Source organism: Microbulbifer maximicatervae (SeqCode) (assembly GCF_052468155.1).
Window position 1 is genome coordinate 431,246 of the sequence record NZ_CP174335.1, and the last position, 11,709, is coordinate 442,954.

11 protein-coding genes are annotated in these 11,709 nt (G+C 49.1%); 5 read left to right on the forward strand and 6 right to left on the reverse strand.

Going from position 1 to position 11,709, the window contains the following annotated elements; translation table 11 throughout:
- Position 1 precedes the first annotated feature (1 nt).
- The 4 genes from ACJJIY_RS01770 to ACJJIY_RS01785 are packed head-to-tail and all read right to left on the reverse strand — an operon-like array spanning position 2 to position 2,763.
- A complete protein-coding gene (locus ACJJIY_RS01770; protein ID WP_444896095.1) occupies positions 2-1,102 on the reverse strand; it encodes a 5-(carboxyamino)imidazole ribonucleotide synthase in 1,101 nt (366 codons plus the stop codon).
- A 12-nt stretch (positions 1,103-1,114) separates the two neighbouring features.
- A complete protein-coding gene (gene purE, locus ACJJIY_RS01775) occupies positions 1,115-1,606 on the reverse strand; it encodes a 5-(carboxyamino)imidazole ribonucleotide mutase (RefSeq protein ID WP_282931253.1) in 492 nt (163 codons plus the stop codon).
- 6 nt (positions 1,607-1,612) lie between these two features.
- Positions 1,613-2,542 (reverse strand): sodium-dependent bicarbonate transport family permease, encoded by a 930-nt coding sequence (locus ACJJIY_RS01780; protein WP_445358963.1) that lies wholly within the window; start codon positions 2,540-2,542, stop codon positions 1,613-1,615.
- A gap of 2 nt (positions 2,543-2,544) precedes the next feature.
- Positions 2,545-2,763 carry a hypothetical protein gene (locus ACJJIY_RS01785; RefSeq protein ID WP_282931251.1) on the reverse strand — a complete coding sequence of 73 codons (219 nt, stop codon included), beginning with the start codon at positions 2,761-2,763 and terminating at the stop codon, positions 2,545-2,547.
- Positions 2,764-2,876: 113 nt separating this feature from the next.
- Here ACJJIY_RS01785 and ACJJIY_RS01790 point away from each other — a divergent pair, with 113 nt between their 5' ends.
- The 3 genes from ACJJIY_RS01790 (at position 2,877) to ACJJIY_RS01800 (ending at position 7,406) form a co-directional block, all read left to right on the forward strand.
- On the forward strand, positions 2,877-3,806 hold the full coding sequence (locus ACJJIY_RS01790; RefSeq protein WP_444896093.1) for a LysR family transcriptional regulator: 930 nt from the start codon (positions 2,877-2,879) through the stop codon (positions 3,804-3,806).
- A gap of 293 nt (positions 3,807-4,099) precedes the next feature.
- Complete coding sequence (locus ACJJIY_RS01795; protein WP_444896092.1) at positions 4,100-4,894, forward strand: OmpW/AlkL family protein; 795 nt, start codon at positions 4,100-4,102, stop codon at positions 4,892-4,894.
- A gap of 151 nt (positions 4,895-5,045) precedes the next feature.
- Complete coding sequence (locus ACJJIY_RS01800) at positions 5,046-7,406, forward strand: autotransporter family protein (RefSeq protein WP_445358964.1); 2,361 nt, start codon at positions 5,046-5,048, stop codon at positions 7,404-7,406.
- Between the two features lie 80 nt (positions 7,407-7,486).
- On the opposite strand, the gene ACJJIY_RS01805 is transcribed toward ACJJIY_RS01800, so the two are convergent.
- Both ACJJIY_RS01805 and ACJJIY_RS01810 read right to left on the reverse strand, forming a co-directional pair.
- On the reverse strand, positions 7,487-8,404 hold the full coding sequence (locus tag ACJJIY_RS01805) for a glycosyltransferase family A protein (RefSeq protein ID WP_445358965.1): 918 nt from the start codon (positions 8,402-8,404) through the stop codon (positions 7,487-7,489).
- A 211-nt stretch (positions 8,405-8,615) separates the two neighbouring features.
- Complete coding sequence (locus ACJJIY_RS01810; RefSeq protein WP_445358966.1) at positions 8,616-9,518, reverse strand: bile acid:sodium symporter family protein; 903 nt, start codon at positions 9,516-9,518, stop codon at positions 8,616-8,618.
- 263 nt (positions 9,519-9,781) lie between these two features.
- Here ACJJIY_RS01810 and ACJJIY_RS01815 point away from each other — a divergent pair, with 263 nt between their 5' ends.
- Both ACJJIY_RS01815 and ACJJIY_RS01820 read left to right on the forward strand, forming a co-directional pair.
- Positions 9,782-10,735 (forward strand): DUF1853 family protein, encoded by a 954-nt coding sequence (locus ACJJIY_RS01815; protein WP_445358967.1) that lies wholly within the window; start codon positions 9,782-9,784, stop codon positions 10,733-10,735.
- Positions 10,736-10,871: 136 nt separating this feature from the next.
- Positions 10,872-11,429 (forward strand): GbsR/MarR family transcriptional regulator, encoded by a 558-nt coding sequence (locus ACJJIY_RS01820; protein WP_282931244.1) that lies wholly within the window; start codon positions 10,872-10,874, stop codon positions 11,427-11,429.
- The last annotated feature ends 280 nt before the right edge of the window (positions 11,430-11,709 follow it).

Consider the following 11,709-nt stretch of genomic DNA (forward strand, 5'->3'; position numbering starts at 1 on the left):
ACTAAATCTTTTCGCCGTAAAGTTCTTCAATCATACTTTCGCTGCGCTGGCGCAGGTGCTCCATATCTGGGTCCTGTAAAATGACATGACCCATTTTGCGCCCAGGGCGAAGTGCTTTGCCGTACAGCCAAACACCATCGTTATCCTGCTTCGGAGCTACATCAACCCCCAACATATTGACCATCGCAACTGGCACCGGGCAGGCAGTATCGCCCAGGGGCATATCCAGTATCGCGCGGATATGATTGGCAAATTGGCTGGCCTCAGGGCCGACAAAGGTCCAGTGACCGCTGTTGTGAACTCGCGGTGCCACTTCGTTGACAATCAGGCCGCTCTCACTGACAAAACATTCAACGGCCAATACACCCACATAGTCCCAGTCCTTCAGCAGGGTCGCCAGGTAACCCTCTGCGGCCTTGAGCAGCTCCGGGTTGTCGTAGGGAGCGGTGGACAGCAGTAAGGTGCCGTTGCGGTGGCGGTTTTCCGTCAGCGGATAAGCTTTGATTTCACCGGATGCCGAGCGAGCACCGATAATGGAGACTTCACAGGCGAAATTCACCCCAGCCTCAACCACACACTCCTGATCACCAGCTTGGGGAATGGCAGCATCCAAGTCTGCAGCACTCTTCACACACCATTGGTTCTTGCCGTCGTAGCCATTTTCACAGCTCTTAATAAACGCCGGATATCCCAGTTGGTCGACCGCTTCCCGCAGCTCTTTTTCACCCTGTGCTGCTGCGAAAGGTGCAACAGGCAGTCCAGCGTCTGTGAGTGCTCGCTTCTCACGCAAGCGGTGCTGGGCCTTCTCTGTAATATGCGGGTCCGGATATACCGGACAGAAGGGCTGAAATGAGCGCAGCAAGTCCACACTCACTTGCTCTCTCTCACTGGTGATCACTTCCGGGCGTCCCAATGCCTGATACAAGGCCTCAGGGTCCTGTCCCGGTTCCATCTCCACGATAGTCCCCAGTCCCTTCACACAGTCGGTGTTTTCACCGGTCTCAGCCAGGAAACTGAACTCCACTCCGAGGGGCTGCCCCTCTTGAGCCATCATCTGTGCCAACTGCCCACAGCCAATAATGGCAACTCGTCTCTTACTCACAACGATCTCCTATCACTCAACCGTGATCGGGACTTGCTCGGTCTGGCGCTCACGCCAGGCGATCAGGCGCTTCTGCAATTCCGCATCAGCCAAAGACAACATCTGCGCAGCCATTAAACCTGCATTGTAGGCACCGGAAGCACCGACCGCCTGGGTTGCTACCGCCACACCGCGAGGCATCTGCACAATGGATAATAAGCTGTCCATACCCGTCATAAAGCGGCTCTCAACCGGCACTGCGATCACAGGCAGGGGAGTCAAAGCAGCGATCATACCCGGCAGGTGGGCGGAGCCGCCGGCGCCAGCAATAATCACTTCGGTACCGGATTCGTGGGCACGGCTGGCAAATTCAACCATGCGCTGGGGAGTTCTGTGGGCCGAAACCACAGCAGTAGCAAAGGGAACTTCGAGCTCTTCCAGAGGCTTAGTCGCGTTGCTCATGGTGGCCCAATCCGAGCGGGAACCCATTACGATAGTGACTTTTTCAAAAGGAATCGGCTTCACTTGCGATTAACTCCAATATTGAACGAGCGCCAGATAGACGGGAATCGCCACCAGCACATTGAAAGGAAAGGTAACTGCCAGGGACAAAGTGATGGACACACTAGCATTGGCCTGCGGCAGGGCAACGGACATAGCCGCAGGCACAGCGATATAAGAGGCACTGCTACCGAGCACCGCGAGCAGAAAGATACCACCAGGCGACAAACCCAACAAACTCCCCAAGATACCGCCAGCGGCACCGCCAATCAGCGGCATAAAAATGCCGAAGCTGAGCAGGAAAGCACCCTGCCCTCTAACATCGGCCAACCGCGCCGCAGCGACACGCCCCATTTCCAGCAGAAAGAGCGCCAATATGCCATGAAACAGGGTCCCAAACAAAGGCATTACTGAAGCGGTGCGCTCTCCAGCCCAGGCTCCGATAACGATTCCCCCCAGGAGCAACAGTACTCCCTGGTTGCAGGTGACCTCGTGAAACACCCGGCGCTTGCTCGAACTGCCCATCGATTGCCGTGCCAACAACATGCCGACAATGATTGCCGGGACTTCAAGAAGCGCTACAAACAGAGGGAAATACGCTTCGTATTCAATATTCTGTGACTGTAGCAGGGCTACAGCCACCGCGTAGGTGGCAACACTGACAGACCCATAGTGCGCCGCCGTTGCCGCCGCATCCACACGTGACCACTTGCCAATCCAGCGCAAGATAGGGAAAGCCACCAGGGGTAACAGGGCACCAAAAGCCACCACCGACAGGGACTGGGGAACCAGGGTGGCAGCGGAATACGCACTTAAAGCAGCACCACCTTTCAGGCCGATGGCGATTAGCAGGAAGATAACGCAGCTCTGGTAAAGACCTTTGGGTAAACGCAGGTCACTGCGAACCAGCTGGGCAAAGGCGCCCAGCAGAAAGAAACCAACAACAATATCCAACTGCATCTCTATCGCTGTCCCCGGCGCTGTCTGGAGCGATTATTGGAGATACGTATACGTTTCGGGGTTTGCTGCGCCATCAGCCAGTAAGCAGCATTGGCCAGAACCACCACTAGGCCTACAGCCATCAAGGGAACCCCGTTCATACCGGCAAGATTTACTGATAAGCCTGTGCTTAAAACTAACAAGCCGACAACCACGCCAAAGAAGAGTTGTGATCTCTGCATTGATAATGCCCCCACTGGTTATTGAAATTGACGCATTATCGGAATTGCTATTGATAGATAAAAATAGATATTTATTATGTAAACTATAAACCAAAACCTATATAGGTGATTTTGTGCCCTTAACTCGTGCCCATGCCCGCATTGGAACCGTTCGACAACTGGAGATCCTGCTTTGTGTCTATGAGTTGGGCAATATCAGCGCCGCAGCCAGAAAACTGCACCTAACCCAGCCGAGCGTATCGATGCAGCTGGCCAAACTCTCCGATGCGGTGGGTTTACCTCTGTATTACTCGGTGGGCAGGCAACTGCAATTTACGGAGGCCGGGCAAACCCTGGTAGAAAGTGCCCGGGAAATCCTGAAGAGTTACGAGTACCTGGACCTGAAACTGGCCCAATTGCGAGGGTTGGATACCGGCAGCTTACAACTGGCAGTAGTGACCACCGCCAAATACTTTATCCCCCACCTGATCGGGGAGTTTTATCAGCAGCATCCGCGACTGGATATCCACTTCAGGGTGGGCAACCGCCAACAGATCATTGATTACACCGGTGAGGATGAAGATGACTTCTACGTATTCAGCCATCCTCCAAAGAGCCAGGACCTGGAGCTGGTGGAGTTTCTACCCAACCGCTTACTGGCGATAGCGCCTGAGAAGCACCCACTGGCCTCCCGCAAGAAAATCTCCCTGCAAGAATTTGCAGGCTGTCAGTTCCTGCATCGGGAAGAGGGCTCCGGTACACGCCATGCCATTGAACAGTTCCTGCGCAAACGCAATGTAGACCTCAAGCTCCGTATGACCATAGAGAGCAATGAAGCCATTAAGCATGCAGTTATGTCCGGTCTGGGGGTCTCTATATTGTCGGAGCATACCCTGGCGTTTGGCGGACGCGCAGGCTTGTCAATTCTCGATGTCGAAGAGCTTCCTATTGTCACCCACTGGTATTTGGCTCGACGCAAATCACGTCCGCTATCACCAGCAGCACAGAAGTTCCTGGAGTACGCCCGCAATCTGGAAAAAGTGCCCCTGGGTAATCTCCCGTAGCCCAGCCTTATCATTGGAAAAGAGGGAAAGAATACACTGCACCCAAGACTCACAGTGGAAATTTCCCTGTAAACCCGAATAGACACCTATACCCCCAAAGGCACCAAGCGCATTATTCTTTCTCTCCTTATAAATTCCCTTCTCCCTGTAAACCGGGCTAGATAATTTAGGCCTCAAATTTTGAAAAATTCCCTGCGGCCTTTTTCAGTCCTGCTACTTTTTGGGGTACTTGGCCCATGCACTGCCAATAATTATCAACCAAAGCCACCTATGGCAGATAAGCTGTTTTGCCTGTGTCCGGATTTTCAGAGATGGATATCGAGATGACCGCAAAAGGAATTAATAAAGGAATTATTACTCTACTTTTCACTCTCTCAGCACTATCGACCCATGCCCAGGATGATTGGCGTGATATCGAATGGGGTGAATTTATTGTTCGTTTTGGCCTGACTTATGTCCAGCCAAACGATGAGGGCACAGCGCTTAAATACAGAGTTTTACAGCAATGGGATTTATACAACAGCAGTTGGCAAATCGACTCGACCCATGCATGGCAAATATCGGGAGTGTGGCGGCCCAGCGATCGCTGGGGCATAGAATTAATGCATATTAATGGCGCCAGCTATGGTACAAAACTGGATAATTTCACCGGCAACCCTGGGCGAAACCAAATCCAGCTCGGCGACTTTAGCACTACAACGACAATGGTCTTCGGCAACTGGTATTTCTTAGACCCATCCTATCGCGCTCGCCCCTATATCGGTGCAGGAATCAATTACACCAATTTCCACACCGTTGAAATCAGCCGCCAGTTTAACGAATACCTGATAGATTCAGAGCTCTCGGTCGCACCGGGATCATTTAATATGGGGCACTCGTGGGATTGGGGGCTGCAGGCCGGCCTGGATTATATCTTTGATTTCCGCGACTGGAGATATCCTCTACTACTTAACGCATCCGCGATTTATTACCTGGCAGACACCGATGCCACTATCGACTTCCCCACTGAATTGGGAAGGGATCGCCTCTATGCCCATTTTGACTACAACCCCTGGATCATAAATTTCGGGGTGGGTATTAAATTTTAGTTATCGGAGAAATTTCATACAGTTGGGCGACAGCGAATACGCTTAAAATTTGAAGTTATTTCACACACGAGCTGCGTTGTCCCCAACTATAACTTTGCCGCTAAAAACCTAATCGGTATTGCAACTATCTGGCACAATAAAAGGAATAACTGTGTCCCCCAAAAAAACTGGTTTCCAGCTTTCTTCTATAGGATTCGTAAAAATATTCCTACTCATTATGACGCTTTCTGCACTGCTTATTTTTAGCCGCAACTCTCCAGCACAATGCAACCCCGGCAATAGTGGCACCTCTGCCGCAGATGAAATCACCTGTGACGAAGACAATGACCCCGATGGTGTGGACATAGAAACTTATGCCGGCAACGATACCATCATTCTTAACGGTGGAACGGCGGAAAATGTACTTGCGGGAGAGGGAGATGACGAAATTACTATCACGGGAGGAATTGTTACCTTATTTGCCGACGGTGGTGCTGGCAACGATACGATTACCCTTGATGAACGCTCCAGTGATGTAGGGAATTACCTGGGGGGAGGAGGCATTCATGGGGGCGATGGAGATGACACCCTGATTCTACTCGATGGACTGTCCTTTCACGTCTGGGGAGGAGAAGGCAACGATACCATCACCTTGGATGGAGGGTTCATTTTTAACTATCTGGATGGCGGAAACGGCGACGACTACATCTATTGGGATGAGGGCATCAGCAACGAAATTCGAGGCGGCTCCGGATCGGACACCCTCCTGATAGATTCACACTCTTTCGATGGAGACGTGATACTGGATGGTGGTGATGATCTCAGTGCAAATGATGGAGAAATCGACAATTTAATATTTAAACTGGATTATTCCGTTGACGGGACTCTTCTAAACAACTGGGAAAGAGTCGTTATCTGGGGTAGCTCCAAAATGACATTCACTGGGAGTTTAGCTGTCGGAGGAGGTCTCGATTCGGAAGGAAATTCCCTCGGCCTGGATATTCGCTGGGGTGGACAGGCATTTTTTGATAGCGACAGTTATGTAATTTCAGGAGATGTATCCAATAGTGGAACCATTGATCTATCCAACAATAGGTTCAACACCCTCACCATAGCCAAAGACGATAATGGAAATTATGGGCAATACCGCTCTAATAATGGGCGCCTATGGGTAGACGCCGTCCTTGAAGATGATTTTTCACAGAGCGATCAACTAATTGTGGAAGGAGACAGCTCTGGCACCACCACTATCTCTGTCTTTAACCGCTCAGGTAAAGGAAAGCGGACAGAGGGCAATGGTATTAAGGTGGTTTCCGTCAAAGGCGAATCAAATGCACAATTCACTCTGGCAGGGGACTTTGTCAGTAAAGATGATCAGCAGGCAGTGATAGGTGGAGCCTATGCTTACACATTGCACCAGAACGGCGCAGGAGGAAGTGATGATGGCAGCTGGTATTTGCGTTCAACTGTGGATAACTCTTCAGTATTTCCTGAAGGCGGAATGATCCGCTGGCAACCTACTGCAGTACTCTACGAAGCCCTCCCGCAAATTCTCAGAACACTCAATATTCCCTCTTCACTGCGCAGCCGCCTGGGTAATCGCTATTGGGTAGGTACAAGCTATTTGGACCTGGCCAGTAGCGAGTATAGCGATGCCCAAGAGCAGGCAATTGATAATCGTGGACTTTGGATCAGGAACTCTGCCCGGCATATTACCCTTGACCCCAATGAGTCCAGTACCCGTGCAAACTGGAAACAGACTTACTATCAAGTACAAGTGGGCTTTGATTTACCAATACAAGTCTCCGTATTTGGAAGCCAACTTATTGGCAGCGCCGCTTTGCACTACGGCGATTCAAATAACGATGTGAGTTCATTTTTTGGTGATGGCTCAATCGATGCGAGTAACTACGGCGTCAGCGCATTTGTCACCTGGTATGGATTGGATGGCATTTTTATTGATAGTCAACTTAAGCTAAATTGGTTTGACTTTGAAATGGATGCCAAATCACTGCGCGAACTCAATAATAGCGATGAAGCATTTGGTTACGCCTTGTCTATCGAGGGCGGCAAGAGTTTTAAACTGCATGATTACTATTCCTGGACACCCCATGCGCAATTGATTTACACCTCGGAGGAAGCCAATAACTTGCAGGATATCTATGCAGTACAAGCTACAGATATCAATAACAATGGCTTCCTCTTACGCTTGGGAACCATCTTTGAAAAGCGCAAGAGCCAGCGTAAGAGCAGTCGCAATATGTATGGCTCAATTCCCCTGGAAAGGTTCTCTCTGTTCGCAACTCCGAGCCTTATTTACAATATCGACCAGAGGACTAATTTACTCGTATCGGAAACCCGACTCAGTCAAAAACCTGATACCTGGTACGGTGAATTGCGCCTGGGTGCGAGCTACGATGAGTGCGGTGATCACTGTTCTATCTATTCAGAAATTTATTACAGCAGCAGTTTGGAAAACCTGGGGAATAGTTTTTCCGGAGGCTTGGAATTAGGATTTCGTTATAAGTGGTAGCAGTTTGAGATTAAACTGAAAGCCAAATATCAACCTTAGAGTGCGACAACTACATTACCTCTAGATAAAGCAGTGCCTATTCACTCTAACAGTAACTGAGATAAATTATATTCGGAGAATACTCTGTGTATTTTCTTATCGTTACCACACTTTCCCTTTAAATTTTGTTTCTTCAAGCCGCTAGCCTGACACCCAGGGATTGTTAAAAACCTATCCCTCCAGAAACGAACATCTGGCACTCTTGCACAACGGACTCCTTGCCTCATACTCATGGCTTTAAGCCAGATATCATCCGCACTAGGACATAACTCCAAAAACTTATCTTTATTCAGAACATCGGGATGTAAAGAGCCGGGATAATATAAAACACCCCCAACTCCAGTAGGAAAAACGCGATAAGAAGGTTTGATATTCATATTGCACTTCCAAGTTTCCCGCGTTGTCCTCCATTTATTGTAAGGCAATATATTGCCTTTTTTATCAACACCTATCCTGTGAGCTCGATGACAGAAAATATGTGACGGGAACTTTAAATATGACTGATACAGCATATCGATGGTATCCATCGGGTAGAGGATATCGTCATCCACCGTGACTATCAGGCTATCAGGAAATTTTTGAAGCGCGTAATAATACTTTGTGTAAGGTCCTAAATCTTCATCAACAAATTCAACTCTCAACCCACGATCCACCTGCCTCATTAAAATATTGGGCAACATATAATCTGGAAATTCTTTGGTCGACAGCCAAAGTACAATTAAATCCGCTTTTAGCGACTGCTGAAATAAACTCTCGATACACAAATGGATATCATGGATTCGCTTTCCATAGCTAGTCAGAGAAACAACAATACTGTGTTTAGCCGCATTACCTACCCCAGAATCATTACCACTGAGGGCCGACTGCTCCAATATTCTCTTCCAGACCAGAGCATCTAATTTTAGGTTGTTGTTGATTGTATTTTTCTTGCTGCGCTTCGCCGTAAAACCCTTGAACATATTGACTTTACAATCTGGGGTTGAGACAACTCAATGCCTGGTTTTAGACATATACCTAAAAAGGACATTCAGTAATCCGTGGCCGCACATTAGAATTATTGAAATTCATAGTGCAGTAACAGAAATTGGTATAGGCGAGCTCAATTTTCCAACATCGACCACACCCTCAATAGTAAAGGTATGGTCTAGTTTTCGGTAAATGCAACATTTACTACCCTACTTCACCTGCTCCTTCCGTCTCAGAGGCCAGTTTTTTCGTTGCACCACGGCGACCATATAACGCCAAAAGAACGCCAGATGGGAACATCAATACACCGTAAACTGCTGAGGGCACGGACATTTCACTCGAGTGTAAGAGCGTGAGAGTTACCATCATTCCGATGGTACTGTTCTTAATACCGAGTTCCGTTGCAACCGCAACCCCTTCCCGCTTTGGCAGGCCAGCAACCCGGCTGATAAGAAGCCCCAATAGCACACCACAGAGATTCAATAGAATGACCGAGGGTCCAGCTTGAACCATCAAGTCTGCAAGGCGATCGCGAATTCCCCAGATAAGGCCTGCTACCAGTGCAAGCAATACAACCCCGCCAAAAATACTGACTATTCCCTCTGCGCGGCGAGCCAGGTGCGGTCTCCAGGCGCGAAATAGCATCCCTATCACAACAGGCAAGAGGACAATACTGGATAACATCACCACTGTACTGGCGAATGGCAGAATTACAGTCTGGTCAGCACCGAAATAAGTTCGAAGCGCATAATTTGCGAAAAGCGGTAAACTGGCAATAGTAATCAGGCTGGCAGAAACTGTTAATACAATAGAAAGCGCCACATTGCCGCGAGCCATCAAGGTAAACAGGTTCGATGTTGTGCCTCCCGGACAGGCGGCAATAATGACTAGGCCAACAGCAATGGCCGGTGGTAGATTTAAGCCCCAGCAGAGGCCAATTGCTATAGCTGGCATCAGGAGAATTTGGGTAAAAGTTCCGATAATAAGGCCAATGGGCTTTACCGTTACCTGATGGAAATCCCTGGCAGTTAGGGTCATCCCTATTCCCACCATGATGATAAACAGCGAGATAGGCAAGCCGATCGAAATAAGGGGACCTGATTCCATGATTTTCTCCAGTATCAGTCACTGTAAGAAAAATACCCGACCAAAATCAACTCCCAGAATAAAGCTGGCACTGGAGATGGATAACGAAATCAAGGCAGAAACTTCACTGCCAGGGGACTTATTTCGACATCGGTAATTCGCTGATTTTTTTGGTGCTCGGATCGATTCTTATAAGTGTAATTATTATTTTTAGTTCAGATGGTAAAGCAATCATAGATGATTTCACCAATCTGTCTTGTATTTTAGCAATATACAGAAGTTTAATGATTCAGGAAACGATACAGAAGGCCATGATTTCCTCCCTGAAAAGCGGACAGGTAGATAATTGGGACAACTTAATGTGGTCCGTGGGAAGTTCGGATATTCCCACTAGCGAGGACTCCGTTACAATTTTTAGTGCAGCTAACCAACTCCCCTGGCTTCTATCCACGCGACGAAAGTCCCTATTGGAATACTTCTCCTGCCCGAAAGTAAAAGATGCACTTTCCCCTGAGTTGGATAATTACCTGCACGAACTCAGCCTCAACAAACCCAATAACCGCTTGGGCACTTACTTTGAAAGGCTCTGGTCATTTGCCTTTGACAAACATCCCGACTACCAGCTGCTCTACCAAAACCTCCCTCTAAGGTCCGGCGGCAAGACACTGGGGGAACTCGACTTCGTCGTGCAACACCTGCCCAGCAACCAGTGTGAACACTGGGAAATTGCCGTAAAATTTTATCTCCAGGTTACCGATATCCATTGGGTAGGGCCTGGAATCAAGGACCGACTGGATATCAAACTGGCAAGAATGGCAGATCATCAACTGCCACTAATTGAAATGCCGGCAGTTCAATCAATACTGAAAGAGCACGGCCTAGAGATAGATCGCCAGTGGGCGCTAATGCCCGGGAGACTATTCAAACCGCTGGATACACTTCGCCGGCCCTCCAGTCATGATCTTTGGTGGGTATCGTTATCTGAGTTTCGGTCATTCTCCCTGAGCCAGGCAAACCGCAGTGCTCTCGAGTGGCTGGCGCTCCCCAAGCAAGCCTGGCTGGCGCCTCAGAGCAGCACCACCGGCATGACTGCCGATCAATTGCTAGAGGCGCTGCTGCCCGAAAGCTTTACCCACCCCCTGTGCATCGCCGCCGTCGATAAAAATGGCGAAGCCAGCAGAGGCTTTATCGTGCCCGACAACTGGTACCAAAGAGCCAAAAGTAGCTTGAGCATATAACCCCCACTGCGCCAGCCTCTCCCCAGATCAGAATCAGGGAGCCTCTCGCTGGCCTCACATTATTTTCTAAATTGGTGATTGACATAGATCAATTTACATTTACAATTTTCAGAAATTTCTGAAACTTAAGAAGTAAATGAAACTATCGAGTCAAGCCCAGGCATTCGTACTGCACTTTGGTGAAATGGGTAGCCGCTGGGGATTCAATCGCACGGTGGGACAAATGTTTGCCCTACTCACCATTCATCCCACGCCACTCAATGCCGAGCAATTAGCCCAGGCCCTGAAGATCAGTCGTGGCAATGTCAGTATGGGGCTCAAAGAGCTACAGGCCTGGCGCTTGGTTGAGCTGCATCATCAACCGGGCGACCGAAAAGATTATTTCACTGCAGCTGGGTCAATCTGGGACCTCGCTCGCACTGTCTTCGAGGAGCGCCGCAAGCGAGAGCTCGACCCTACATTAAGTCTGCTTCGCCAGCTGCTGCTCAATGAACCCCAAGATGAGCTGGATGCCCAGGCACAGGAAAAAATCCAGGAAGTTTACAGCTTGCTGGAGCTACTCGAAGAATTTGCCAACACACTCAGCAAGCTAGAACACCAGGACCTGCTTAAATTGATGAAGCTAGGCTCCGGTATCGTCAAGCTACTGGAACTCAAAAGTAAGATGACAGGTGGACAGAACACCTCAAACTAGCGAAAAAAACGCTAGCACGAGGAATATACCGCTGCACTCAAAGCGAAATAACACCTTCATCTGAAGCACTTATTCCGGGGAGAAACCCATAGGGCCAAATCCATGGCTAAAAGCCCCGGCATATTTTTAATCCAGCAGCCCATAGTGCTGGATTAAAAACGGCACAAGGCCGTGCCGCTGCCGATCCAAAGTCGGCTCCTGCAGGATTGTATACGCGGGAACACACACCTGCCTCTATATTTTCTTGCAGTGCCGATTAGCACAGGAGGTGCTAATCGGC

Excerpts from the sequence above, each read along its gene's own strand:
- ACJJIY_RS01780 (WP_445358963.1), bottom strand. The coding sequence starts at position 2,542 with ATGCAGTTGGATATTGTTGTTGGTTTCTTTCTGCTGGGCGCCTTTGCC.
- ACJJIY_RS01785 (WP_282931251.1), bottom strand. The coding sequence starts at position 2,763 with ATGCAGAGATCACAACTCTTCTTTGGCGTGGTTGTCGGCTTGTTAGTT.
- ACJJIY_RS01805 (WP_445358965.1), bottom strand. The coding sequence starts at position 8,404 with ATGTTCAAGGGTTTTACGGCGAAGCGCAGCAAGAAAAATACAATCAAC.
- ACJJIY_RS01810 (WP_445358966.1), bottom strand. The coding sequence starts at position 9,518 with ATGGAATCAGGTCCCCTTATTTCGATCGGCTTGCCTATCTCGCTGTTT.
- ACJJIY_RS01815 (WP_445358967.1), top strand. The coding sequence starts at position 9,782 with ATGATTCAGGAAACGATACAGAAGGCCATGATTTCCTCCCTGAAAAGC.
- ACJJIY_RS01820 (WP_282931244.1), top strand. The coding sequence starts at position 10,872 with ATGAAACTATCGAGTCAAGCCCAGGCATTCGTACTGCACTTTGGTGAA.